Genomic DNA, 22,836 nt, shown 5'->3' with positions numbered 1-22,836 from the left:
GAGAGAAAAAATGGTCTGGAAACGGGAATACACCGTAGTAATCCTGCTCAATGCCATCTACATCCTAATTTTCTATTTAATTATGACCGCAAACGCATAATATGGCGACCTTAGACTGGATTATTCTTTCTGGAACCCTGTTATTTATTGTGGTCTACGGCGTATGGAAAACCCGCGGCAGCAAAAATGTAGATGATTACGTCCTGGGGGGAAACAAGGCCAAGTGGTGGACCATTGGCCTTTCGGTTATGGCTACCCAGGCAAGCGCCATCACTTTTCTATCCACCCCGGGCCAGGCTTTTCACGATGGAATGGGGTTTGTACAATTTTACTTCGGGCTTCCCCTGGCCATGATCGTTATTTGCCTTGTTTTTGTCCCTATTTATCACCGGCTGAAGGTATACACTGCCTATGAATTCCTGGAAAAACGCTTTGACCTGAAAACCCGTACCCTTGCTGCCATCCTGTTTTTGATACAACGGGGCCTCGCGGCGGGAATTACCATTTTTGCGCCCTCCATAATCCTTTCAGCCGTGCTGGGATGGGACCTGCGCACCCTGAACATCATCATTGGTATCCTGGTTATTATCTATACCGTTTCGGGCGGTACCAAGGCCGTAAGCGTGACCCAGAAGCAGCAGATGTTCGTGATCATGCTCGGAATGTTTATGGCTTTTTTCTTTATCCTGGGATATTTGCCTGCAGATATAAATTTCAGCAAGGCACTCAAAGTGGCTGGTGCCAGCGAGAAACTCAATATCCTCAATTTTGAACTGGATACCACCAGCCGTTATACCTTCTGGAGTGGTATTACCGGGGGGATGTTTCTGATGCTGGCTTATTTTGGGACAGACCAGAGCCAGGTACAGCGCTATTTATCGGGCAAGTCTGTGCGGGAAAGCCAGCTCGGCCTTATTTTTAACGGGATCCTGAAGATCCCAATGCAGTTTTTTATTCTTTTGGTTGGGGTTATGGTATTTGTGTTTTACCAGTACAATGCCTCTCCACTTAATTTCAACCCGGCCGGGACCAAAGCAGTCCTGGAATCTGAATATGCCCAGGACTACCGCCGGCTCCAGGAAGCCCACAGGGAACTGGAAGTGGATAAGAAGATTGCACAAAACAATTTCTCCGAAGCCCTGGAAAGCAAGGTATACACCGAAACTGTTAACGCCAAGGCGCAGATTTTGGCGATCAATAAAAAAGAACGCAATAACCGGGAACTGGCCAGGGAGTTAATCAGTAAGGCCGACCCCATTGTAGAGACCAATGATAAAGATTATGTTTTTATCCATTTTATCCTCAATTTTTTACCCAGGGGGATTATTGGTCTGCTATTGGCGGTTATCCTTTCTGCGGCGATGTCATCCACAGCTTCTGAATTAAATGCGCTGGGGACCATCTCAGCTCTGGATTTATATAAGAGAAACAAGAAAAACCCGGACGAGCCCTTAGAGCAGAAATATTATGTGCGGGTCTCCAGGCTTTTTACGCTTCTTTGGGGGATTATTGCCATTATAATTGCCTGTGTGGCAGACCTCTTCGACAACCTGATCCAACTCGTAAATATTATTGGATCCATTTTCTATGGAAATGTGTTGGGGATTTTTCTGCTGGCCTTCTTCTTTCGGTTTGTTCGCGGGAATGCCGTTTTTGTTGCTGCCCTCATTACCCAGGTAATCGTTATCACAGGATGGTATTATGACTGGATGTCTTACTTATGGCTGAATGCCTTTGGTTGTTGCCTCATAATCCTTTTAGCTGCCATTTTAGAAGGGTTTGACCGCCTGCTGAATCAACCTCCCATCAGGGTATAAAAAAACCCGGCATGGGCCGGGTTAATGCTTTTAAAGGCTACTTATTACATGGCTCCCCACTCCTTTAAGGAATCTTCATTCATTTTTACATAATCGGCGTTTCCAGCTTTCTTTGCGGCTGCCAGGGATTTTTTTGCGGCGGCAATGGCCCCCTTGGAATCGCCCATCTTGGCATAGATAAGAGATTGGCGACGCGACATCCAGAAAGCATCCGGGTTCGTTTCTACTGCCTTATCTATCCACATTTTGGCTTTATCCATATCAAGACCCTCCTCATAATAATAGGAGGCAGCAGAATAATAAGCATTCCCTGAAGGGCCTGCCATTGCGCTTTCTATACTTGCCATCGCTTTCTCGCGAGTGGGGACCGAGAAGGGAACCCCAACATAGGTTTTATCCCAGGCCATCCCCAAAGTTGCGCCGTTATTATGAATCGCATCAATGGAAATTGTAAATGATTCAACGGGCATGTTTAACTCCTGGGTATTTACTGTGGTCTTGGCTGCCACTTTAGATTCGTCCCAGCTGGAGGGTGTTCCCCAGTTGCTGGTGTCTGAATAGAAATACACTTCCCAGTTCTCTTTTCCGGGCTTGGTAAAAATGGCGTAGGTTCCTGCTTTAATTTCCTGACCGTCAATTTTGACGTCATCACTAAAGGAGATGGTGCTATTTGCGTTGGCTCCGGTCCTCCAGACCTTGTCGAAAGGGACCAGACCCCCAAAAATCACCCTGCCTCTCATAGCAGGACGCGAATATTTCAGGTTGACTTCTGTCAGGCCAACAGCCTGTTGGACTTCGGCGGCCGGGCTGGGCTGCGGAGTCTGGATTTGTGCAAATCCTGTCAGGCTACAGCATACTGAAAATAAAAATAACGTTAGGCGTTTCATATTATCTGAATTAAGGGTTCCTGTAAAGCTATTAATAATGGAAAATGCTATTTGTTAACAAAACCATAAAAGAATGAAAGAATGTTGCGAATCAATAACGCAGGAAAGCCCTGGCTCGCGATTCGGAACCCAAAAACAACTTTAGGTAATAAACTGCCGGGCTTAATGCGGATATATCCACTTCCCCTTCCTGTATTTCGGATCCCGTCTGAAGCAGGATCTGCCTTCCGGAACTGTCAAAAACAGCCTGTGCAAAAACAGTAGCTTCTGAAGGGAGGCGGTATTGCAGAATATCAGACCCTGGGCTGCTAACCAGCAACAACCTGTCCGATACCTGCGCTCCATCCCCAGGCTTCGGTTCAGGCGCTCCATCCTCAGGCTTCGGTTCGGGCTCTCCTCCTTCGTCCGGTTGGGCTTCCGAAGGGGTCAGTTTTAATCTAAAAACCGTAGCAGGAAGTGTAACCAGGCCATTGGAAAATTCCTCGGAACTCACATACAGCCATTCACGGTCTCCCAGGGCCACTCCTTCCGCCTGCGCAAAACCTATGGGCAACATATATTTTTCAAAATTTCCAGGAAAATTACTTGAACCAATGCTTGATATAGTAAATATAAAAGGTTGTAATTGTGTGCTATATCCTAATATGACAATTCTATCACCTGTGGAGGTTATATCGGCGCCCGTAATCAAACCGTTCAGTGGAAATTCGGCAATCCGCCTGGCCTGGAAATTCCCGGGGGTTTTTGGGAGGCTGTAAACAACAGTGCCCAGAGATTGCCATTGTTTGGTAAATATATACAGGGAATCCCCTTGGGCAATGAGGGCTTCTGCGTCCCAGTCACTATTACCGTTTCCATCAAAATCTGTTTGGTCTTCGTAGGCATACGATATTACATCCGCATTTACGGTATTGTCACTTTTGAAATCTGTTTTGGAGACCTTTAATATTTTAAGGTCGGTCCTTGTCCCGCTGTTATTTCCAATGTCGGCTATATATAAAAATTCTTCATCCTGTGCCAGGTCTTCCCAGTCTGTATTAAAGGCATTGGCGATCTGGACCTGCCTGACTATCTGCAGGGAAACAGTATCCAATTCATAAAGCAAAGGTTCATTCCCGGAGTCATTATGGGAAATCAGCATGTCTCCAGCCAATAAAAGGCCAGAGCTTTCATTTACTTGTGGCGGCAAATTCCCCAGGATTTCAAAATCCGACTGGGCCCGAATTCCCCAAACGCTCAACAGGATTAGGAAAAGACTCTTTTTCATCTCTCAAAAGGTACAAAATATCCCAATGGCAAACTCCCTTTTCGGACCTCTGGTTCAATCATTCGACAAGATGAACGCCAGGAGGATTTATAAGTTGTTTAACAATAGTTATATTTTGACTAAACAAAATACTACTATCTTTGTCTAAAGCCGGTTTTTATATGCACAGACTTGAAGCACGACAGTTCCTCCCCATCTCAAAAGAGAAGGCCTGGGAATTTATCAGCAATCCTGCAAACCTGCAACTAATCACTCCGCCGGAAATGAAATTTAATATCCTCGCCGGGGCAGATAAGCCCCTTTATGCGGGGCAAATCATCCATTACCGGGTTTCGCCCCTGCCCTTTTACAGGACGAGCTGGACCACTGAAATAACCCAGGTAGAACCCGGGGAGTACTTTATAGACAACCAGCTGCGAGGTCCCTATTCGCTCTGGCATCACAAACATTTTATCTATGAAACCACCGCCGGGGTGCTTATGGAAGATGTAATTGATTACCAGTTGCCTTTGGGGCTGATCGGCCGATTGCTTAACAGAATGTTTGTGAAAAAGCAGCTCAGGGCTATTTTCAATTTCAGGAAAGAATCCCTGCAGCAACGCTATGGTACCCTGGAAGGACAACCGGCATCATTAACCTTTAAAACATTATAATACCATGAAAAAGAATATCTTAATTGTTGGCGGTTCCTCAGGTATCGGGTTGGAACTGGTCAAAATACTAAAGCAAGATCACAACCTTTATACAGCCTCCCGAAATGCCGGCCCGCTGCAGGAAATGGGCGTGCAGCATCTGCCAATGGATATCACCGGCGAAGTCAATTTTGAAAATTTACCTGAAAAGCTTGATGGCCTGGTATACTGCCCGGGAAGCATTAACCTGAAACCTTTTAAGATGCTGAGCCTCGAGACCTTCCAGGAAGATATGGACCTTAATTTTAATGGTCTGCTTCGCGTTTTAAAGGCGACCATCTCTAAATTTTCACCAGGAGCCAGCCTGGTCTTTTTCAGCACGGTTGCCGTGGGCAGCGGAATGCCTTTCCATACGAGCGTGGCGGCTGCCAAGGGGGCCATAGAAGGCTTTGCCAAGGCTCTCGCTGCAGAATACGCCCCCAACCTAAGGGTTAACGTTATTGCACCATCCCTGGTAGACACGCCATTAGCGGATCGCCTGCTCAACAATGAGAAAAAGCAGGAGAAAATGGCTGAAAGGCATCCCTTGAAACGAGTGGGGACCGCCTCAGATATTGCGGAAATGGCAGCCTTTCTGCTTTCCGATAAAAGTAGTTGGATGACCGGTCAGGTACTGGGTGTTGACGGAGGGATTTCTACCCTGAACATTCAGTAAGATGGCAGATTCGCATTGCATATTCTGGTTTAGAAGGGATCTGCGGCTTTCAGACAACACGGGTCTGGAGGCTGCCCTGAAATCCGGAAAACCCGTTCTTCCCATTTTTATTTTTGACAAGGCCATCCTTGAAGAACTTCCTGAAGAAGACGCCAGGGTTAGTTTTATCCACAAACATGTCCGTAAGATTTCCGAGAGCCTGAAGAACAATCATAAGAGTGGCCTGGCGGTTTATTATGGAGAACCTGAAGCCATTTTCAAAGAGCTGATCGGTGAGGGAACGGTTGCTGCGGTTTATACCAACCACGATTATGAGCCCTATGCCCGAAAGCGGGACCAGGCTGTTGAAGCACTTTTAAAGGAAAACGATATCCCATTTCATACCTGCAAGGACCAGGTGGTATTTGAAAAGAGCGAAGTAGTCAAAGATGATGGGGACCCTTACGTGGTCTACACTCCGTATATGAAAAAGTGGAAAGAGCATTTCGATCCTGAAAAACACCTTCAGAAAACCGATTCCGCTTCAGACGCTGGCGATTTTGTAAGCGGCATGGACTTTCCCTGGATAAGCCTGGAGGATATGGGTTTTAAACCTTCGGAAATTGAAGTGCCCGATTACGATCTCAGCAGCTCGCTGATCGATAATTATGAAGACACCCGTAATTTTCCTGCCAAAGACGGGACCTCCCACCTGGGGCCACACCTGCGTTTCGGAACCATCTCAGTCCGGCAGGCCGCACGGAAAGCCCTGGACTCAGAAAATGAAACCTTTCTGAATGAACTGATCTGGCGGGAGTTTTTTATGCAGATCCTCTGGCATTACCCCGAAACGGTCAACAATGCCTTTAAGAAAAAGTACGATCGCATACCATGGCGCAATAAGGAGGAAGAATTTGAAAAATGGAAAAATGGCAACACCGGTTACCAGCTGGTGGATGCCGGGATGCGCCAACTCAATAAAACCGGGTACATGCACAACAGGGTCCGTATGCTGGTAGCGAGTTTCCTTTGCAAACACCTGTTGATCGACTGGCGCTGGGGGGAAGCCTATTTTGCTGAAAAATTACTGGATTACGAACAGGCCAGCAATGTAGGGAACTGGCAGTGGGCGGCAGGCAGTGGGGTTGACGCCGCTCCCTACTTCCGTATTTTTAATCCGATGACGCAGGTAGATAAATTTGACAAAGGCCGCAAATATATCCGGCAATGGGTGGAGGAAGTCGATACGGATTCCTATCCGGATAAAATGGTCGATCACAAAGAGGCCAGGGAACGCTGTCTGGAAACCTACAAGGAAGCTCTTAACTAACTTATCTGGAGAGCTGTGCCTCCAGCCGCTGCTGCTGATTCTGACGATTTTGTAATATCCTCAGATATCTTAAAGCATCCCGATTGCCATAAATGGAATAAGCATCACCTGCCCATTGTATGGCCTCATCCAGATTCCCATTGATCTCATTAATGATTGCCATATTGTAGGCAGCCCGGCCGGCTATTTTCTCTTTGGGGTGATTCAGTTCCTGTTCCCATAAGCGCGCGGCTTCATTCCATGCCCCGGTCTGGGCCAGGCGTTTCCCTCTGACAAAAGGTTCAGAACCCCTTACAAAATATTGCCTCCCAACCCGTACCCGGGAAGGTTCCAGCCTGCCTCCGTTGTAAAATCCGGTTCTGTGAGCCTGATCCATAACTTTTTCCGTGCGGTACGATAAGGTTTGCAGGGCTTCCGCCGGGTTGATACCCTTGGCGCTTAGCAGAAACTGGTCTTCGTAAACCATCTCGTCTTGTAAGGGCAGTCCTGGCTCATACAAACGCCAGCCGCTTCTGATCCGGGTAACCAGATCCAGTTGATGTCCTGGAACCGCTATTTTCACCCCCAGGGCATTAGGAACCAGAACCTGGGCAATACTGAGGTTTACATTGGTGTCTGTGTCAAAAAATGAGAGTGAATAAAGGGCGTCCAGTCCATATAAATCGCAAACCTTAACTATCTGATCCTGGCTAAGGGGTGCCGGCAGTCCTTTTAATCCTTTATCCAGTTCTGGGGTACTATCCAGTACTACAACTACTTCAAACCTGCCGGACTGTCGCAGGCGATCGGCCAGGCCCTGCAGGGCAGCCTCTGCCCCTTTTTCATCCAGCTTCAATCCTTCGGCGGTCAGGATGGCATCTATCTTTGCAAAGCCTTTATTAGCCTCTGACGGGCGGGAACGGTTAATAATCCCTATACGCTGTACCTGAGGGCTTAATTCAACAGGAGCCGGTTGGGAAACTGTCATTCTAAGATTATTGGTTGCGCTGCAACTCAAAAGCAGGGTAATTGCCGAAAAAATCAGGGTAATCTGGTGAAAAGTCTTCATGTGTCTGGTGATTTACAGGCTTTGTTTCTCTTTTTAAACGACTGGTTTTTAAAAAATTGTATTTTTTCGATGTATGACATCCGCCGGCCTCCTTTCAGCAGCGCTGGCATACCAACTATTTTTGATATCTTTAAGTTTCGGAGCTCGGGCCTCCATCCTGCCTGCAATAAGCTTATTTAACCAACTAAAATTATTTTTGAAAATGCGAAAAACCACCCTCATATTTACAATCCTGCTAACGGGCCTCACCTTACAGGCGCAGAAAATGGACAAGAATAAGAAAGCGCTTGTCGCCTCAATTGAAGCCCATAAGGAAAATCTTATTGCCATAAGCGATTCTATCTGGGCCCTGGCGGAAACAGCATTTGAAGAAGGGGTTTCCTCGCGAATCCTGGCTGATTATGCCGAAAAAAATGGATTTGATGTGGAACGGGGGGTTGCCGGGATGCCAACAGCATTTGTTGCCACCTATGGCAGCGGAAAGCCGGTAATTAGTGTACTGGGGGAATATGACGCCCTTCCGGGTATTTCGCAAAAAGCCCAGCCCGAAAAAGAACCGCTGCAAGCGGGTGCTGCAGGACATGGTTGCGGCCATAATATGTTTGGAACCGCCAGCCTGGCTTCAGCTGTTGCCATCAAGGAATTAATAACTTCAGGAGACCTCAAGGGTACTATTAAATTTTTTGGCACGCCGGCAGAGGAGAAATTTTTTGGCAAGATCTGGATGGTCCGTGAGGGCTTATGGGACGATGTGGACGTAAACCTGAGCTGGCACCCCGGTGCCAATACGGAGGCTGATGTTCAGAGCACCCTGGCCCTGGTGGATTTTAAAGTGGAATTCTTCGGGCAGGCAGCCCATGCCTCGGCAGACCCCTGGAATGGCAGAAGCGCCTCTGATGCCCTGGAATTATATACTACCGGGATCAATTATTACCGGGAGCACATCAAGCCAACGGTTCGCATTCATTACCACATTCAGGACGGGGGCCAGGTAGTCAATGTGGTTCCGGATTATTCCAAAATCTGGGTTCGTGTACGGGACACCAAGCGAAGCGGGATGATGCCCGTTTATGAACAAGTGCAGAAAATGGCAGAAGGTGCCGCAATAATGGCTAATGTGGATTATAAGATTTCCCTGATCTCAGGTATCTATGAAGTATTGGTCAACCGGGCCGGGGGGGCCATAATGCAGAAAAACCTGGAGCTGCTCGGGCCCATCACTTATACCGCTGAAGAAGAAGCCTTTGGAAAAAAAATACAGGAAGCAACCGGCAAGCCACAGGTGGGGATGGACAGTGCTATACAGCCCTTGAAGGAAACACAGGAGCATCCGGGAGGAGGTTCTACCGATGTGGGTGATGTAAGCTGGAATGTTGCAAACATCAACCTAAGCGTAACGGTAGCACCCAAAGATACTCCCTGGCACTCCTGGGCCGTTGTAGCCTGCGGGGGTATGAGTATAGGTCACAAAGGAATGCTTTATGCTTCCAAAGCCCTTGGGATGACCATGGTAGACCTCTTTGAAGATCCTAAGAAAGTAGCTGAAGTAAAAGCGGAATACCAAAAAAGAAAGGGAGCGGTGGTGTACGAACCCATCATCCCGGATGGCCCGCCTCCGATCGATGTGAGCCAGAATCAATAATACCCACAAGCCGAATGCATCACAAACTGGTCGATAACAGCGAAGCCAAGCGCTATGAATTTGAGGTTGAGGGCCATTTGGCCCGAATTGAATACATAAAGGCGCAGGACAGGATTTACCTGACCCATACCGAGGTGCCGGAGGCGCTGGCCGGCAAGGGCATAGGCTCTGCGCTGGTAAAGGCAAGCCTGGCTGATATTAAGAAACAGGGGCTTACTTTGGTGCCGCTGTGTCCTTTCGTCGCCCTTTTCCTCAAAAGGAATCCGGAGTGGAAGGAACTCGTTTTAAAAGGAATAAACATAGCTTGACATGACAGAAAGACAAATAGTTAAGAAATACGATAAAGACGGATTTAAGGTAGTTTGGAAGCCCAAAATGTGCATTCATTCCGAGATCTGTGTAAAAACACTCCCTGAGGTCTACAAACCCGACCAAAAACCCTGGATTCAGCCCGAAAATGCATCTTTGGAAGCCCTGAAAAATCAGATAGATCGCTGTCCGTCCGGGGCACTGAGCTACGAAATGCAGGGTGAAGCCACAGGCGGTACTGATTCCGATGCCCTAAAGGCAGATATCATAAAGGGTGGCCCGCTGATTATCAAGGGTGCCCTTGAGGTAACGGACAGCTCCGGAAACACCAAAAAAATGGAGGGGAACACGGCCTTCTGCCGTTGCGGGGCCTCATCCAACAAGCCCCTTTGTGACGGATCACACCGTAAGATCGAATTCGATTAAAGCGGTATCCCCCTTAATCACAACAGATTAATAATAAAACGTATGTCCGAAAACGTCAAACAGATTTTTCCGCTGGGATTTCCATGGGATACCCCAGACCCCTTTTTGTTTTGTGTACACCACCTGGATCTTTACCCGAGGGCCAATGAAGCCATGGGCCCGGATGCCGACCTCAGCGGACGGAATCTCGGGAATGATTTTACAATCAAAGACGGCTGGCGAATGTACCACGGCCATACGATTCCGGGCTTCCCGTCCCATCCGCACCGCGGGTTTGAAACCATTACAATTGTAACCAAAGGCTTCTGCGACCACAGCGATTCCCTGGGGGCAGCTGCCCGGTTCGGACAGGGCGATGTTCAATGGATGACCGCTGGCCGGGGGGTACAGCATTCGGAAATGTTTCCGCTGCTCAATCAGGAAGGCCCTAACACCTTTGAGTTATTTCAGATTTGGCTAAACCTCCCCGCAGAGAAGAAACTGGTGGAGCCGCATTTTAAGATCCTTTGGAATGATATGTTGCCAAAAATTGATGTGGCAGGCGTTTCCATTACTTTAATCGCCGGGCAGCTTGACAATACTACTGCACCGGAACCCCCGCCGGATTCCTGGGCGGCAGACCCCGATAATGATGTGCAAATCGCCCTGATCGATATGGAAGCCGGGGCCGCATATGAGCTGCCGCAGGCCAAAGAAGGCAGTAATCGCAGACTCTATTTGTTTGAGGGCACCAGGGTGCGCCTGGCCGATACCCGCCTGGCCAAGGGTCAGGGAGCTGTCCTGGGGAGCGCTCCTGTGAGCGTGCAAAATACAGGGGAAGCCTGCCGGTTCCTGTTACTTCAGGGAAAACCTATTTCAGAGCCTGTAGCTAAATATGGCCCCTTTGTAATGAATACTCAGGAAGAAATTAACCGGTCTATTCAGGAATACCAGTTGACCCAGTTCGGTGGCTGGCCCTGGCCACATCCCGATCACGCACATCCGAAAGAGAAAGGGCGCTTTGCCCGGTATCCCGACGGTACACTGGTGGAGAAATAAGTTTTGGGGAAGCGGTAATTTAAAAAGAACTACAAACGTGTAATCTTCGCCCCTATCGCTCTCAGACGGGTGTCAATCGCTTCGTAGCCCCTGTCTATTTGTTCGATGTTGTGAATGGTAGAGGTCCCCTTGGCAGACAAGGCAGCGATCAGCAGGGATACCCCTGCCCGGATATCCGGGGAAACCATAGTGGTTGCCTTTAAGGTGGATTTAAAGTCATGCCCGATTACCGTAGCCCGGTGCGGGTCACATAAGATAACCTTTGCCCCCATATCCAGTAGTTTGTCCACAAAAAACAAACGACTCTCGAACATTTTCTGGTGAATGAGTACTTCTCCCCTTGCCTGGGTGGCTATCACCAGGATAATACTTAAAAGGTCCGGGGTCAATCCCGGCCAGGGCGCATCCGCAATAGTCAGGATGGAGCCATCGATATAATTCTGGATTTCGTAGCCTTTCTTGTGGGCCGGAATAAAAATATCGTCGTCCCGTCGCTCCAGGGAAATACCGAGTTTTGAGAAAACGGAAGGGATAAGTCCGAGGTCGTCCCAGCTCACATTTTTAATGGTCAGTTCGCTGCGGGTCATCGCTGCAAGACCAATCCAGCTACCAATTTCAATCATGTCCGGTAACATGCGATGTTCTGTACCCCCAAGGGAATCTACCCCTTCAATGGTGAGCAGGTTGGAACCGATCCCGCTGATCTTTGCCCCCATCCGGTTGAGCATTTTACAAAGCTGTTGCAGGTAGGGTTCACAAGCCGCATTGTAAATGGTGGTGGTGCCTTCTGCCAGAACAGCCGCCATGACAATATTGGCTGTCCCGGTTACCGATGCTTCATCCAGTAGCATGTAAGTGCCTTTCAGCCGCTTGGCCTCCACCCCGTAGAAATGTTCTTCGCGATTGTATCGGAATTTGGCCCCCAGTTTGATAAATCCATCAAAATGCGTGTCCAGACGGCGCCTGCCGATCTTGTCACCTCCGGGTTTGGGGATGTACCCCTGTCCGAAACGAGCGAGTAAAGGTCCTACCAGCATAATAGAGCCCCTCAGACCTCCGCCATCTTTTTTAAACTGGGCCGACTGCAGGTAGTCCAGGTTTATATCATCTGCCTTAAAGGTATAGGAGCCTTTGCCTTTTTTCTGGATTTTAACGCCCAGATCTTCAAGAAGGGCAATCAGTTTATTTACATCCAGGATATCCGGAATATTACGGATAGTAATGGGCTCTGGGGTAAGCAAAACAGCACAAAGAATCTGAAGGGCTTCATTTTTCGCTCCCTGAGGGGTGATTTCGCCATGCAGGCTGTGCCCTCCTTCAATAATAAATGTTCCCATGAAATCTAATAGCGCTTTTTACCCCGATTGGAGCGTTGACTCTTCTTTCCGGAACTACTCCTGTTGGATTTAACGGTTCGCTGCTTGAGAAACTGACCGCTTTCAGTGAGGTTTTCCCCATCCGAAGCTAAATCGATCTCCCCATTGCTCAACTCGTATAAATGGTTGAAAATGGCCTTGTCGTCTACCGTATCCTTATTCCAGTTCAGGTAGCACTTTTTCATATGGTTGGCTATGGCGTATTCCAGACCATCCCGCTTATCCCCTTTTTCCCATTTACGGGCTACATCTATCATTCGTTTGATGTTGTTGCCATAAAAGCGGTACTTCGGGTGGTTTTGTGGGTACTCCAGAGGGTCTGGGCGCTGCGCCAGAAGTTCCTTGCTGGGAATGGGATAAGGTGAATCCACATCCAGCTTAAAATCAGACATGATAAAGAGCTGGTCCCATAATTTATGCTGGAAATCTGGGACATCCCTGAGGTGTGGCTGCATATTTCCCATTACACTGATTATAGCCTGGGCTATGCGGTTGCGTTCTTCACGATCTTCTATGCTCACGGCATAGTCTACCATTTTCTGGAAGTGGCGGCCGTATTCCGGGATATGCAGATGCGGGCGCTCCGTGTTGTATTCGAGGTTTTCTACTAAATTCAAAAGGTGTGGTGTGTATTAAATTAACTTATATACAAGAAGTTCTGCAAAGTACCAAAATTTAGGCATACTACCATAAGAAACCGTTATGTTCCGCTTATTATAGGGATATAACCCCCTTAACTTTTCCAACTTCCCTGTACTTTTCAATTACCTGGTCCGGGTTTTCAAGGTGTACGGTTATGGAAAGACTGGTGTATTTTCCATTCCTGGATTTTTTAGATTCAATAACCGCTCCCGTATTGTTGAAGATGCTGCCGATCTGTTCTATCCGTACTGGGTCTGTGGGAATAATAAATTTATAGAGGTAATTAGATGGCCAGGTAGTCGATTTTTGCAATTCCTCCCTGAGCCTGCCATAAAATTCTTCGGAATTCTCTTTTCCCATGCAAAATATTTTTGCAAATATAGGCTAAAAACAGTCATTTGAGCAGCCCGAAGGGATTGCGTATTTTTGAAGTTGAAAGCCAGGAAAAGTGTCTGTAAAACGTATCGTAATCAGCGGAGGTCCGGGAACCGGGAAGACCGCCCTTATTCAAAACCTCGAACAAAGGGGGTTTCACTGTTTCCATGAAATTATCCGGGAAATGACCCTGGAGGCCCGTAAAAACGAAACAGCGCGGGAGCAGCTTGTCAATCCGCTGGCATTTGTAAAGGACCCGCTCGAATTCAACAAGCGGATTCTGGAGGGTAGAATTGAGCAGTTCCACCATGCAAAAAAACTACAGCACCCATTTGTATTTTACGATCGCGGCATCCCGGATATTATTGCGTATATGGATTACTTCAGCCAGCCCTACGATAGTCTTTTCCTGAAGCCCTGCCAGGAACTGAAATACCACCTCGCCATTTTGCTTCCACCCTGGAAGGAAATTTACAGGCAGGACGACCAGCGCCTGGAAACGTTTGAAGAAGCCTGTGAAATCCACGAGCATCTCAGGGCCAGTTATCACAAATGCGGATACAACACCATAGACCTACCCCCGGGCCCGGTAGAATCCAGGGCAGACCGGCTTCTGAAACTGATTGCAAACACAAATGAATAAAGACCCGCATTATTATCTCCAGCAGTACTGGGGTTTTGAAAGCTTCCAGGGCTCACAGTTGGCCATCATCAGGTCTTTGATGGACCATAGGGATGTGCTGGGACTGCTGCCCACCGGAGGCGGTAAATCCCTGTGTTACCAGTTGCCTGCGCTGGCAATGGAGGGCATTTGCCTGGTTATTTCCCCGCTGGTTGCCCTGATGGAAGACCAGATAGCCAACCTGAAGTCCAGGAACATAAAGGCCATGGGGCTTTTCGGGAAAATAAAGCAGCGGGAATTGACAGAGCGTCTGGACAATGCCCAGTTCGGCAACTACAAGTTCCTCTACCTCTCCCCCGAACGCCTGCGACAGGAGATCGTTCTGGAGCGCCTTAAATATCTCGATATTTGCCTGATAGCTGTAGATGAAGCCCACTGTATTTCACAATGGGGGTTTGATTTCCGACCGGCCTATCTGGAGTGTGCCGTTCTAAAAGAAGTTTTTCCACAAACCCCTTTGATCGCTTTAACGGCAACAGCGACCGAAAATGTCATTACTGACATTCAGCAAAGTCTTCTTATGAAAGACCCCCTGGTATTCAGGGACTCCATTGCAAGGCCGAATATCAGCTACAGGGTACTGAAGACCGCTGATAAGGACCACCGGCTGCTGCAGTTGCTTAAAAACATAGAAGGCAGTGCCATTATATATGTGCAAACCCGACGAAAAACCAGAGGCCTCTCGGATTTTCTAAGAGCGAAAGGGATTTCCAGCGCATCCTATCACGGAGGGCTTTTGCAGGACCAGAAAACCTCAAGGCTGCAAGACTGGCTCCTTGGAAAAAAAAGGGTGATGGTGGCCACCAATGCCTTCGGGATGGGAATAGACAAATCCGATGTACGGCTGGTTGTCCATTACGAGATAACGGAGACTTTGGAACACTATGTGCAGGAAGCCGGAAGGGCCGGAAGAGATGGATTGCCCGCATGGACCGTGCTTTTGGTGGCCCCGGGTGACCTTAAAAGAGCAGCAGAATTTTACCTGGGCAACATCCCGGAGATACAGGAACTGGTGGATATCTACCGGCATCTTTGCAATTATTTCCAGGTGTCCTACGGGGAAATGCCCGAGATCAGTTTTCCGATGGACTTCAGCCACTTTTGCCAGCGCTATGGGCTGCAGCAAATTAAAGCCTATAATGCACTCGAAATTCTGGATCGGCAGGAGGTGATCCGGCTGAGTCAGCAAAGCAAGACCTCGGCATCCCTCAGGTTTATTTGCTCCAAACAACAACTTTGGGATTATATACACAAAAACCCCGGGGCTGAATTGCTGATTAAAAGTCTGCTCCGGACCTATGGAGGGCTTTTTGATTTTACAACCGCCATCAATACCCGATTGTTAGCAGCAAAAATAGGGATTGCGGAATCTGCAGTGATCCATTCCCTGCAGCAATTCGAAAAAGACGCCCTGCTTGAACTGCAGCTTTCACAGGGCGATATGGAACTGAGTTTTACCCGGGTCCGCCAGGATGAAAAGACTATTTATGCCTTTTCCGGCCAGTTAAAGGCTCGGCAAAAAATTAAAAAAGATAAGGCAGCCCAGATGACTTTATTTCTCAAGGCCAGCAGCGGTTGCCGTCAAAACCTGATACGGGAGTATTTCGGTGAAACTCCGGCAAACCGATGCGGTCAATGCGACCTCTGCCTTCAGGACGAAACTGAAATCCATTCCGAACCGGAACTGAGAGACCGTATAATGAATGCTTTAAAAGTAAGAGCGATGACCTCCAGGGAGTTGTCAGCCACATCGGCCTTTCCTGAACCCGAGCTATTGAGCTGCCTGCAACAATTATTGCAGGAGGGTCGCTTGCGGCTTGGCCGGCAAAATGAATATATACTGAATTGATGGAAAAATTGAGAATTGCTTTTTTTGGCACCCCGGATTTCGCAGTTGGATCGCTCAGGGCCCTGCTCCGGGAGGATTTTGAAGTGGTAGTTGTGGTAACAGCGCCCGACAGGCCTGCCGGCAGGGGAAGGAAATTGCAGGCTTCGGCCGTAAAGACCTTTGCACTGCAGCAGCATATCCCGGTTTTGCAACCGGAAAACCTGAAGGACCCCTCATTTCTTGAAACCCTTAAGGGTTACAGGGTCAATTTGCAGGTAATTGTTGCCTTCAGGATGCTTCCAAGAGTGGTATGGGCCTTGCCTGAGTTTGGAACTTTTAATTTGCATGCCTCCCTCCTCCCCGATTACCGGGGGGCTGCACCTATCAATTGGGCCATTATCCGGGGGGAAGCACAAACCGGTGTTACTACCTTTTTTATTGATGAGCAGATTGATACCGGTAATATCATCCTCCAAAAGAAAACGGATATCTTAGCAGACGAGACCGCCGGGCAGCTGCACGACAGGCTTATGGAACTGGGGGCAGAACTGGTGGTGGAAACCGTTCGGCAGATCGAACAGGGAAACGCGACCACACAGGCCCAGGACATGAGCAAAACCTATCAGAAGGCTCCAAAACTGAATCGGGAGAATTGCCAACTGGACTGGACCCAAGCTGCAGTTAAAATCCACAACAAGATCCGGGGGCTCAGTCCCTACCCGGGGGCCTGGTCTTTCTTTCAAAACAATGGGGAGGAAGAAATTGTAAAAATATTTGCTTCCAGACCCACTGAAAAGAATTGTAATATGGATGCCGGCCGCATCCTTGTTGAAGGAAACCAGCTATTTGTACAGTGTGGAAAGGGCATGCTGGAGGTACTTGAAATGCAGCTGCCCGGGAAGCGAAAAATGGCCGTAAAGGATCTCCTGAACGGGTATACGGTGGCTGAAATTGCCAAATTCTGCTAAGCCCCCTGTTTTAAAGGCTTCCCTGAAGGCGCCTAAATTTCCAACTTTATCAACAAACGCCCGAAGTTATCAACAAAAACGGGGATTTCCCCTTATTTTACTTGTGTTAACGCTAAATCCGTATAAATTTGTTTTCGCTTTGCAATATGTATAACCACTATTAATTTATTCAAATTATGAACAAAACAGAATTAATTGATGCAATGGCAGCAGATGCCGGTATCACAAAAGCAGCTGCTAAAAAAGCATTGGAATCTTTTCTTGGAAACGTTGAAGGCGCTCTGAAAAAAGGAAACCGTGTTTCTTTAGTAGGTTTCGGATCCTGGTCAGTATCCAGAAGAAATGCACGTGAGGGAAGAAACCCTTCTACAGGAAAAACCATCCAGATCGCAGCTAAAAACGTTGTGAAGTTCAAAGCAGGTTCTGATTTGAGCGATGCTGTAAACTAATACGGCAGAAATCAAAATATTGACAAGCGCCCCGGTATACCCGGGGCGCTTTATTTTAGCAGGTTTTTGATATTTAAATGATTTGTTCTATTTTAGAAAGGACAAGCGGATCGATATGGTTGGTGTAAAACCAAATAAAGGCAGATTACTAATCGCAGAACCAGCGCTAACCGGGGACGTTTCCTTTAATCGCTCTGTGGTGTTGCTGGCTGAACACAACCAGGAAGGTTCGGTTGGGTTTATACTCAATAAGCCCCTGAACTACAGTATGAATGAGCTGGTTGAGGAAATTGAGGTGCCCTTCCCCGTTTTTAATGGTGGGCCTGTAGAGCAGGATAACCTTTATTTTATACACAAAGTTCCTGAACTCATCTCCGATTCGGTGGAAATTTCAGATGGTATCTACTGGGGGGGAGACTTTGAAATGACCGTTGACCTGATCAATTCCCGGAAAATTACCCAGAATGATATACGCTTTTTCCTGGGGTATTCCGGATGGGGCTCCCTGCAACTGGATCAGGAATTACTTTCCAAGTCCTGGATAGTGGTCAATAACAAATACGAAAGCAACATCATACAGAAATCAACCCAGGCCTTCTGGCGGGAAAAAATGATGGAACTGGGCGGAGACTATCTGCTTTGGTCCAATGCCCCCGAGAATCCCAGCCTGAATTAAGCCATTACCCGTATTCTGTTATTCAGTGTTTCGGTCAACTGCCGGGCGGCGTCTATTTGATAGTGCGCTTTTCGATAATTGGTAACCGGCCTGAGCCCCTGAATGACATTGGTAGTAAATATTTCATCGGCCTGCTGCAGTTCAAAAGGTGAAATAACCGCTTCTTCCCATTGGAATCGCGTATCCCGTTGTCCGATTTTTAGCAATTGTTTTCGCATGATCCCGTCCAGGCATCCGCTCTCCAGGGGCGGAGTTTTAATTGTATCGCCAATACGAAGGAAAATATTCCCTTTTAGGCTTTCTATTACCTCTTTTTTCTGATTGAGCAGAAAGCAGTTGTCATATCCGTTTTCCGAGGCGTAAATGCTCCCGAGGACATGTATCAGTTTATTGGCGTGTTTCAGGCGGGAGAGGCCGTCGGCGGGGATCAGATAATCTTTGTACAGCTCAAAAACACATTGGCTTTCATCAACCTGATATTCAATCCCGGCAAGCCCGGCCACTTCAATAATAAATGAAACCTCCAGCGTTTCCGGCAGATAAAAGCCCCCGCTGTTGCGGAAAACGGTAATCCGAACCCGGGCGGGAGCGGTTTCCATCTGAGAAGTTTTCAGCGTTTTTTTGATTTCTGCCTCCAGGTATTCCATGGTAAAGGAAACCGGGATTTCCATACGCAACTGCCGCATGGAAGCCATTAGCCGGAAATAGTGGTCTTCCCAAAATAAAATGGATTTCCCGTTGTATTTGATCGTTTCAAAAAGGGCATCGCCGTAGCGAAGCCCCCTGTTGGTATGATTGAGGTAATCTGTACTTTCGGCCAGCAGGTCCCCGTTAAAATTGATCATAAAAAAAGCCTTGAATTTTCAAGGCCAAAGATACGATCTTATGAGGGGATTCAGGTAGAACCCAATACTTGTTTCAGATCGGAGACCTGGTTTTCCCAGAGCATTTTTGCCTCCTCAACTTCGTCTTCCTCTGCAAAATCGGTTATAAACAAAGAAACATCTTTGGTGATCTCATCTACGATGATCCGCATTTCAAAATAATCATCGTCTTCATTGTACTCCCAGCTGAACCGTACAAACTCATCTGTCTTCTTTTTCAGCAATTTTGCAACCTCCTCAGAGCCGTCCCAAATAAAAGTGAAGTTTTCACCCCTCGAATTGACGTTGTCTGCAAACCATTCTGATAATCCGGATGGGGTGGCTAAATATTGGAAGAGCAACTGCGGGGATGACTGTATTACAAATTCAAGCTCAAACTTAATTTTATCATCCATTCCATTCATGTTTACCTTCGGGCAATATATAGATTTAAAAATGATAAAAAAATAATTCGGAAAAAACTTTTTGAAGCCCGATTATTGATTTGGGAAAAATTAAAAGTTATATTTGCAGCCGCTTTTAAAGCAGATGGCGAGGTAGCTCAGGTGGTTAGAGCGCAGGATTCATAACCCTGAGGTCGGGAGTTCAAGTCTCCCTCTCGCTACACCCATAAAAAGACCGTCAAACGACGGTCTTTTTTTATGGCATTGCGCCAGCCCTTAGTAAACAGAACAAAAAGCGTCCTGTAACCGGTCAATTCGTTTGCCGGAGGTATGCAGTTACGCCCTTTTCAATCCGGTCCTGGATATCAGATATATCAGCCTTTACAAAAGGTTCTCCCAGTATCTTCTCATAGAGTTCAATGTAACGCTCTGAGACCGATTGGATATAATCGTCCGGCATCTCCGGGAGCACCTGCCCTTCCAGGCCCTGAAACCCGTGTTGGATAAGCCATTGCCTGACGAATTCTTTGGACAGTTGCTTTTGGGCAATGCCCTTTTTTTGCCGCTCGCTATAGCCTTCGGCATAAAAATAACGGGATGAATCCGGAGTGTGGATCTCATCGATCAGCACTATGCTTCCATCCGGCTTTTTGCCAAACTCATATTTGGTATCTACCAGCAGCAGGCCTTTTTCTGCTGCCAGTTCGGAGCCCCTTTGAAAGAGCTTTCGCGTATAATCTTCCAGCACAGTATAATCTTCTTCACTGACCAGCCCCCTTTCGATGATTGCCTCCCTGGAAATATCCTCGTCGTGGTCCCCTTTTTCGGCTTTTGTGGCGGGGGTTATAATAGGTTTTGGAAAAGGATCGTTTTCCTGCATCCCATCCGGCATGGGAACCCCGCACAGCTCCCGTTTGCCTGCCTTATACTCCCTGGCGGCATGTCCGGCCAGATAACCGCGGATGACCATTTCAACTTTAAACGGCTCGCAGCGGACCCCGACGGTTACATTCGGGTCCGGGCTCCCAAGCATCCAGTTTGGGACCAAATCTTCCGTGGCCCGCATCATCCTGAGGGCCAACTGATTCAGGATCTGACCTTTGTAGGGGATGCCCTTGGGCATTACCACATCAAAGGCGGAAAGCCGGTCTGTGGCTACTGCCACCAGGAGGTCATTCTCCAGATAGTACACTTCCCGCACCTTGCCTTTATATACCCCGAGCTGTCCGGGAAACTCAAAATTGGTGCTGGTGATGGTCTGCATTACGGATTAATTCTGATGTTCGATATTCTTGTAGGCGTCAATAACCTTTTTGACAAGCTTGTGCCGGATCACATCCTTATCGTCCAGGTAGATCATCTCAATCCCCTGTACGTTTTTCAGAATCAAAAGGGCCTCTTTCAGGCCGGAAATAACCCTCCTGGGAAGGTCTATCTGCCCGGGGTCTCCGGTAAGCAAAAACTTGGCATTCTTGCCCATACGGGTCAGGAACATTTTCATCTGGGCGTGTGTGGTATTCTGGGCTTCGTCCAGGATTACGAAAGCATGATCCAGGGTACGGCCCCGCATAAAGGCCATAGGGGCAATCTGTATGGTCCCGTTTTCAATAAACAAACTGAGTTTCTCAGCCGGGATCATATCCCTCAAGGCATCGTAAAGGGGTTGCATGTACGGGTCCAGTTTTTCCTTGAGGTCTCCCGGCAAAAAGCCCAGGTTCTCCCCTGCCTCCACTGCAGGCCTGGTTAAAATAATACGCTTTACCTGTTTGTTCTTCAGTGCACGTACAGCAAGGGCTACCCCGGTATAGGTTTTTCCGGTACCCGCCGGCCCTATGGCAAAGACCATGTCATTTTTGGAAACAGCATCCACCAGCTTGCGCTGATTGGCGGTCTGTGCCTTTACCAACCTGCCGTTTACCCCGTGTACCAATACATCCCCGCTTAGGGCAGAAGACTGGTAATCCTCTTTTCCGTTACTGCTCAGGATGCGTTCAATAGCATTTTCATCCAGTTTGTTATACTTGGAATAATGCTCAGTTAGCATATTGAAGCGTCGCTCAAATTCCTCGAGTAGCGGCGGATCTCCGTAAACTTTGATTTTACTTCCCCTTGCCACGATTTTGAGTTTGGGGAAAGATTTTTTGAGCAGGTCGATATTGGAATTTCGGTCCCCGAAAAAGTCCCTGGGGTTGATTTCTGTGAGTTCTAGACTAAGTTCGTTCAAAAAATATCTGGCTTTAAAAATTCAGTGAGGAAACAAGACTTTGCTCCGCCGTTTTTTTGCTTAATTTTGTTCGACAAACTTACGTAAAATTCAGTTTGAGCAGCTAAAAAAATATCAACAACATCGGATGCCTATCATCACCCTGACTACAGATTTCGGCCTCAAAGACCATTTTGTAGGAGCAATTAAAGGAACCATTTACAAGGAACTCGAGGACGCACGCATCGTTGATATTTCCCACCAGGTCAACCCTTTCCATATCCAGGAATGTGCCTATCTGCTCAAAAACGCCTACAAAGCCTTCCCGGATGGCAGCATCCATATTGTTGGGGTGGATTCGGAAAAAACCGTTGAAAACACCCATATAGCCGTTTTGGTTGACAAACATTACTTTATTACGGCAGATAATGGCGTAATAAGCCTGATTACCGAGGAAATAAGCCCTGAAAAAGTAGTGGAAATCAACCTCCCGGACAGCCTGAAAAGTTCTTTTCCGGTTCTGGATGTTTTTGTACAGGTAGCCTGCCACCTGGCCCGCGGCGGCACCCTCGAAGTGGTTGGCAAGCCTTTTAGCAGGCTAAAAAACTTTAAGGAATACGCCCCTCGAATTTCAAATCAGGGAAATAGCATCGTTGGCAGCGTGATCTACATCGACAACTACGGCAACCTGATCACCAATATCCACCGGAACCTCTTTGAAGCGTATCGCAAAGGCCGAAAATACACGGTTGAAGCACGGAATAAAAAATTGTCCGAGATACATGAAAAGTACAGCGATATCGTCAATTTTGAACTGGAGCCGGGGCAGCGCAGGGGCCCTGGAGACCTTATGGCCCTTTTTAATTCCTCGGGCTACGTGGAACTGGCCATTTATAAAAGCAATATGAACACCGTAGGGGGAGCTGCAACGCTGCTCGGGATGGACTATCGGGATACCGTAATTATAAATTTTACTTAAATGCTGACCAGATTTGTCCTAATGACTTTCAAACCCGAAAATATTGCTAGTTTTGAGCAAATTTTTAAGGCCTCTGCCCCAAAAATACGAGCCTTTCCAGGATGCAGGCATGTAGAGTTGCTACAGGATTCCCATGAGCCCGAGGTATTTTTTACCTATTCCCTCTGGGACTCCGAGGAGGACCTGCAGGCCTACCGGGACTCGGATTTTTTTAAGGAGGTCTGGAGCCGTACCCGCCAACTGTTTGCGGCCCGGCCCCAGGCGTGGAGTTTAAACAAGCATGAATTAAACAATTAATCGA

25 protein-coding genes and 1 tRNA gene are annotated in these 22,836 nt (G+C 47.7%); 16 read left to right on the top strand and 10 right to left on the bottom strand.

Annotation, left to right across the window (positions count from 1 at the left end; translation table 11 throughout):
- Positions 1-101: 101 nt before the first annotated feature.
- On the top strand, positions 102-1,817 hold the full coding sequence (locus ACT6NU_RS12545) for a sodium:solute symporter (protein ID WP_445382014.1): 1,716 nt from the start codon (positions 102-104) through the stop codon (positions 1,815-1,817).
- A 44-nt stretch (positions 1,818-1,861) separates the two neighbouring features.
- On the opposite strand, the gene ACT6NU_RS12540 is transcribed toward ACT6NU_RS12545, so the two are convergent.
- Both ACT6NU_RS12540 and ACT6NU_RS12535 read right to left on the bottom strand, forming a co-directional pair.
- Positions 1,862-2,704, bottom strand: coding sequence for a DUF2911 domain-containing protein (locus ACT6NU_RS12540; protein WP_445382013.1), 843 nt, complete (start codon positions 2,702-2,704; stop codon positions 1,862-1,864).
- Positions 2,705-2,795: 91 nt separating this feature from the next.
- The gene (locus ACT6NU_RS12535; protein WP_445382012.1) at positions 2,796-3,971 is read right to left on the bottom strand and encodes a hypothetical protein; all 1,176 of its coding nucleotides are present in this window, start codon (positions 3,969-3,971) and stop codon (positions 2,796-2,798) included.
- A 161-nt stretch (positions 3,972-4,132) separates the two neighbouring features.
- Here ACT6NU_RS12535 and ACT6NU_RS12530 point away from each other — a divergent pair, with 161 nt between their 5' ends.
- The 3 genes from ACT6NU_RS12530 to ACT6NU_RS12520 are packed head-to-tail and all read left to right on the top strand — an operon-like array spanning position 4,133 to position 6,627.
- Positions 4,133-4,624: an SRPBCC family protein gene (locus ACT6NU_RS12530; RefSeq protein ID WP_445382011.1), complete on the top strand. Its 492-nt coding sequence runs from the start codon at positions 4,133-4,135 to the stop codon at positions 4,622-4,624.
- Between the two features lie 4 nt (positions 4,625-4,628).
- Positions 4,629-5,318 (top strand): SDR family NAD(P)-dependent oxidoreductase, encoded by a 690-nt coding sequence (locus tag ACT6NU_RS12525; protein WP_445382010.1) that lies wholly within the window; start codon positions 4,629-4,631, stop codon positions 5,316-5,318.
- Between the two features lies 1 nt (position 5,319).
- Entirely contained in the window at positions 5,320-6,627 is a 1,308-nt protein-coding gene (locus ACT6NU_RS12520; protein ID WP_445382009.1) for a cryptochrome/photolyase family protein, read from the top strand.
- A 1-nt stretch (position 6,628) separates the two neighbouring features.
- On the opposite strand, the gene ACT6NU_RS12515 is transcribed toward ACT6NU_RS12520, so the two are convergent.
- Positions 6,629-7,675: a DUF6340 family protein gene (locus tag ACT6NU_RS12515; protein ID WP_445382008.1), complete on the bottom strand. Its 1,047-nt coding sequence runs from the start codon at positions 7,673-7,675 to the stop codon at positions 6,629-6,631.
- A 202-nt stretch (positions 7,676-7,877) separates the two neighbouring features.
- Between ACT6NU_RS12515 and ACT6NU_RS12510 the strand changes: the two genes are divergently transcribed.
- The 4 genes from ACT6NU_RS12510 to ACT6NU_RS12495 are packed head-to-tail and all read left to right on the top strand — an operon-like array spanning position 7,878 to position 11,090.
- Positions 7,878-9,317, top strand: a complete 1,440-nt coding sequence (locus ACT6NU_RS12510; protein WP_445382007.1) for an amidohydrolase — start codon at positions 7,878-7,880, stop codon at positions 9,315-9,317.
- Between the two features lie 14 nt (positions 9,318-9,331).
- The gene (locus tag ACT6NU_RS12505; RefSeq protein WP_445382006.1) at positions 9,332-9,625 is read left to right on the top strand and encodes a GNAT family N-acetyltransferase; all 294 of its coding nucleotides are present in this window, start codon (positions 9,332-9,334) and stop codon (positions 9,623-9,625) included.
- Position 9,626: 1 nt separating this feature from the next.
- Positions 9,627-10,052, top strand: a complete 426-nt coding sequence (locus ACT6NU_RS12500) for a (4Fe-4S)-binding protein (RefSeq protein WP_445382005.1) — start codon at positions 9,627-9,629, stop codon at positions 10,050-10,052.
- A gap of 42 nt (positions 10,053-10,094) precedes the next feature.
- On the top strand, positions 10,095-11,090 hold the full coding sequence (locus tag ACT6NU_RS12495) for a pirin family protein (RefSeq protein WP_445382004.1): 996 nt from the start codon (positions 10,095-10,097) through the stop codon (positions 11,088-11,090).
- Positions 11,091-11,119: 29 nt separating this feature from the next.
- Here the strand turns inward: ACT6NU_RS12495 and murA are convergent, their stop codons facing one another.
- The 3 genes from murA to ACT6NU_RS12480 form a co-directional block, all read right to left on the bottom strand.
- Positions 11,120-12,427 carry a UDP-N-acetylglucosamine 1-carboxyvinyltransferase gene (murA, locus tag ACT6NU_RS12490; RefSeq protein WP_445382003.1) on the bottom strand — a complete coding sequence of 436 codons (1,308 nt, stop codon included), beginning with the start codon at positions 12,425-12,427 and terminating at the stop codon, positions 11,120-11,122.
- A 5-nt stretch (positions 12,428-12,432) separates the two neighbouring features.
- Positions 12,433-13,083: a DUF4290 domain-containing protein gene (locus ACT6NU_RS12485; protein WP_445382002.1), complete on the bottom strand. Its 651-nt coding sequence runs from the start codon at positions 13,081-13,083 to the stop codon at positions 12,433-12,435.
- Between the two features lie 97 nt (positions 13,084-13,180).
- Positions 13,181-13,468, bottom strand: coding sequence for a DUF493 family protein (locus ACT6NU_RS12480; protein WP_445382001.1), 288 nt, complete (start codon positions 13,466-13,468; stop codon positions 13,181-13,183).
- 88 nt (positions 13,469-13,556) lie between these two features.
- Here ACT6NU_RS12480 and ACT6NU_RS12475 point away from each other — a divergent pair, with 88 nt between their 5' ends.
- The 5 genes from ACT6NU_RS12475 to ACT6NU_RS12455 all read left to right on the top strand — a co-directional run bounded on the left by ACT6NU_RS12475 (position 13,557) and on the right by ACT6NU_RS12455 (position 18,086).
- Positions 13,557-14,126, top strand: coding sequence for an AAA family ATPase (locus ACT6NU_RS12475; RefSeq protein ID WP_445382000.1), 570 nt, complete (start codon positions 13,557-13,559; stop codon positions 14,124-14,126).
- Positions 14,119-16,014, top strand: coding sequence for a RecQ family ATP-dependent DNA helicase (locus ACT6NU_RS12470; RefSeq protein WP_445381999.1), 1,896 nt, complete (start codon positions 14,119-14,121; stop codon positions 16,012-16,014). The genes ACT6NU_RS12475 and ACT6NU_RS12470 overlap by 8 nt, the downstream gene beginning before the upstream one ends.
- The gene (gene fmt / locus ACT6NU_RS12465; RefSeq protein WP_445381998.1) at positions 16,014-16,961 is read left to right on the top strand and encodes a methionyl-tRNA formyltransferase; all 948 of its coding nucleotides are present in this window, start codon (positions 16,014-16,016) and stop codon (positions 16,959-16,961) included. Before ACT6NU_RS12470 ends, fmt begins: the two co-directional genes overlap by 1 nt.
- A 176-nt stretch (positions 16,962-17,137) precedes the next feature.
- Positions 17,138-17,410: an HU family DNA-binding protein gene (locus ACT6NU_RS12460; RefSeq protein ID WP_445381997.1), complete on the top strand. Its 273-nt coding sequence runs from the start codon at positions 17,138-17,140 to the stop codon at positions 17,408-17,410.
- Between the two features lie 115 nt (positions 17,411-17,525).
- On the top strand, positions 17,526-18,086 hold the full coding sequence (locus ACT6NU_RS12455) for a YqgE/AlgH family protein (protein ID WP_445383864.1): 561 nt from the start codon (positions 17,526-17,528) through the stop codon (positions 18,084-18,086).
- Here the strand turns inward: ACT6NU_RS12455 and ACT6NU_RS12450 are convergent.
- Together ACT6NU_RS12450 and ACT6NU_RS12445 are read right to left on the bottom strand one after the other, a co-directional pair.
- Entirely contained in the window at positions 18,083-18,931 is an 849-nt protein-coding gene (locus ACT6NU_RS12450) for an aminotransferase class IV (protein WP_445381996.1), read from the bottom strand. The two genes, ACT6NU_RS12455 and ACT6NU_RS12450, sit on opposite strands and share 4 nt — an antisense overlap.
- A gap of 50 nt (positions 18,932-18,981) precedes the next feature.
- Positions 18,982-19,365 carry an START-like domain-containing protein gene (locus ACT6NU_RS12445; protein WP_445381995.1) on the bottom strand — a complete coding sequence of 128 codons (384 nt, stop codon included), beginning with the start codon at positions 19,363-19,365 and terminating at the stop codon, positions 18,982-18,984.
- A 135-nt stretch (positions 19,366-19,500) separates the two neighbouring features.
- Between ACT6NU_RS12445 and ACT6NU_RS12440 the strand changes: the two genes are divergently transcribed.
- Positions 19,501-19,574: transfer RNA gene (locus tag ACT6NU_RS12440), tRNA-Met, on the top strand.
- Positions 19,575-19,663: 89 nt separating this feature from the next.
- Here ACT6NU_RS12440 and ACT6NU_RS12435 read toward each other — a convergent pair.
- Both ACT6NU_RS12435 and ACT6NU_RS12430 read right to left on the bottom strand, forming a co-directional pair.
- Positions 19,664-20,617, bottom strand: coding sequence for a phosphoribosylaminoimidazolesuccinocarboxamide synthase (locus ACT6NU_RS12435; protein WP_445381994.1), 954 nt, complete (start codon positions 20,615-20,617; stop codon positions 19,664-19,666).
- A 6-nt stretch (positions 20,618-20,623) separates the two neighbouring features.
- Positions 20,624-21,577 (bottom strand): PhoH family protein, encoded by a 954-nt coding sequence (locus ACT6NU_RS12430; RefSeq protein ID WP_445381993.1) that lies wholly within the window; start codon positions 21,575-21,577, stop codon positions 20,624-20,626.
- A gap of 127 nt (positions 21,578-21,704) precedes the next feature.
- On the opposite strand from ACT6NU_RS12430, the gene ACT6NU_RS12425 reads away from it, so the two are divergent.
- Positions 21,705-22,535: an SAM hydrolase/SAM-dependent halogenase family protein gene (locus ACT6NU_RS12425; protein ID WP_445381992.1), complete on the top strand. Its 831-nt coding sequence runs from the start codon at positions 21,705-21,707 to the stop codon at positions 22,533-22,535.
- Complete coding sequence (locus ACT6NU_RS12420; protein WP_445381991.1) at positions 22,536-22,832, top strand: putative quinol monooxygenase; 297 nt, start codon at positions 22,536-22,538, stop codon at positions 22,830-22,832. It abuts the gene before it with no gap.
- Positions 22,833-22,836 lie beyond the last annotated feature (4 nt).

Source organism: Robiginitalea rubriflava (assembly GCF_052540725.1).
The sequence above is the reverse complement of the archived record's forward strand: the minus strand, read 5'-3'. Positions and strand labels throughout refer to the sequence as shown.

What these genes read in the sequence shown, in the direction of transcription:
- ACT6NU_RS12480 (WP_445382001.1), bottom strand. Translation starts at nt 13,468, where the DNA reads ATGGGAAAAGAGAATTCCGAAGAATTTTATGGCAGGCTCAGGGAGGAA.
- ACT6NU_RS12435 (WP_445381994.1), bottom strand. Translation starts at nt 20,617, where the DNA reads ATGCAGACCATCACCAGCACCAATTTTGAGTTTCCCGGACAGCTCGGG.
- ACT6NU_RS12505 (WP_445382006.1), top strand. Translation starts at nt 9,332, where the DNA reads ATGCATCACAAACTGGTCGATAACAGCGAAGCCAAGCGCTATGAATTT.
- ACT6NU_RS12545 (WP_445382014.1), top strand. Translation starts at nt 102, where the DNA reads ATGGCGACCTTAGACTGGATTATTCTTTCTGGAACCCTGTTATTTATT.
- ACT6NU_RS12425 (WP_445381992.1), top strand. Translation starts at nt 21,705, where the DNA reads ATGCCTATCATCACCCTGACTACAGATTTCGGCCTCAAAGACCATTTT.
- ACT6NU_RS12470 (WP_445381999.1), top strand. Translation starts at nt 14,119, where the DNA reads ATGAATAAAGACCCGCATTATTATCTCCAGCAGTACTGGGGTTTTGAA.
- ACT6NU_RS12445 (WP_445381995.1), bottom strand. Translation starts at nt 19,365, where the DNA reads ATGGATGATAAAATTAAGTTTGAGCTTGAATTTGTAATACAGTCATCC.
- ACT6NU_RS12460 (WP_445381997.1), top strand. Translation starts at nt 17,138, where the DNA reads ATGAACAAAACAGAATTAATTGATGCAATGGCAGCAGATGCCGGTATC.
- ACT6NU_RS12420 (WP_445381991.1), top strand. Translation starts at nt 22,536, where the DNA reads ATGCTGACCAGATTTGTCCTAATGACTTTCAAACCCGAAAATATTGCT.
- ACT6NU_RS12450 (WP_445381996.1), bottom strand. Translation starts at nt 18,931, where the DNA reads ATGATCAATTTTAACGGGGACCTGCTGGCCGAAAGTACAGATTACCTC.
- ACT6NU_RS12495 (WP_445382004.1), top strand. Translation starts at nt 10,095, where the DNA reads ATGTCCGAAAACGTCAAACAGATTTTTCCGCTGGGATTTCCATGGGAT.
- ACT6NU_RS12500 (WP_445382005.1), top strand. Translation starts at nt 9,627, where the DNA reads ATGACAGAAAGACAAATAGTTAAGAAATACGATAAAGACGGATTTAAG.
- ACT6NU_RS12530 (WP_445382011.1), top strand. Translation starts at nt 4,133, where the DNA reads ATGCACAGACTTGAAGCACGACAGTTCCTCCCCATCTCAAAAGAGAAG.
- ACT6NU_RS12520 (WP_445382009.1), top strand. Translation starts at nt 5,320, where the DNA reads ATGGCAGATTCGCATTGCATATTCTGGTTTAGAAGGGATCTGCGGCTT.
- ACT6NU_RS12515 (WP_445382008.1), bottom strand. Translation starts at nt 7,675, where the DNA reads ATGAAGACTTTTCACCAGATTACCCTGATTTTTTCGGCAATTACCCTG.
- ACT6NU_RS12510 (WP_445382007.1), top strand. Translation starts at nt 7,878, where the DNA reads ATGCGAAAAACCACCCTCATATTTACAATCCTGCTAACGGGCCTCACC.
- ACT6NU_RS12540 (WP_445382013.1), bottom strand. Translation starts at nt 2,704, where the DNA reads ATGAAACGCCTAACGTTATTTTTATTTTCAGTATGCTGTAGCCTGACA.
- ACT6NU_RS12525 (WP_445382010.1), top strand. Translation starts at nt 4,629, where the DNA reads ATGAAAAAGAATATCTTAATTGTTGGCGGTTCCTCAGGTATCGGGTTG.
- ACT6NU_RS12535 (WP_445382012.1), bottom strand. Translation starts at nt 3,971, where the DNA reads ATGAAAAAGAGTCTTTTCCTAATCCTGTTGAGCGTTTGGGGAATTCGG.
- murA (WP_445382003.1), bottom strand. Translation starts at nt 12,427, where the DNA reads ATGGGAACATTTATTATTGAAGGAGGGCACAGCCTGCATGGCGAAATC.
- fmt (WP_445381998.1), top strand. Translation starts at nt 16,014, where the DNA reads ATGGAAAAATTGAGAATTGCTTTTTTTGGCACCCCGGATTTCGCAGTT.
- ACT6NU_RS12455 (WP_445383864.1), top strand. Translation starts at nt 17,526, where the DNA reads ATGGTTGGTGTAAAACCAAATAAAGGCAGATTACTAATCGCAGAACCA.